Annotated in this window: 1 protein-coding gene; it reads left to right on the top strand. The window is 44.4% G+C overall.

Annotation, left to right across the window (positions count from 1 at the left end; all coding sequences use genetic code 11):
• Positions 1 to 13: 13 nt before the first annotated feature.
• The coding region (locus tag SB816_RS34530; RefSeq protein WP_410548563.1) for an autoinducer binding domain-containing protein at positions 14 to 241 on the top strand (228 nt) is incomplete at its 3' end.

Genomic DNA, 241 nt, shown 5'->3' with positions numbered 1-241 from the left:
CGAGATCACCAGTGTGTTTGAGATGGTCATCAACCAGGCGTATGAGCTGGGCTTTCAATACTGCTCTTTCAAGATGACATCCCAACAGCCAAACAACCAAACCAATCCATTTGAAATCAGCAACTACCCAAACGAATGGACAACTTTATATAAACAGGCACGCTTCTTCGATGTAGACCCCATTGTGAAACGCTGCAAAGAGTGTGTATTGCCCATTGTCTGGGAGGAAAAGACCTTTAAG

Origin of the sequence: Achromobacter sp. SIMBA_011 (assembly GCF_046535435.1) — a bacterium.
In the GTDB taxonomy this organism is placed as follows: domain Bacteria; phylum Pseudomonadota; class Gammaproteobacteria; order Burkholderiales; family Burkholderiaceae_B; genus Achromobacter; species Achromobacter dolens.
This window is presented reverse-complemented; position numbering and strand designations above follow the sequence as displayed.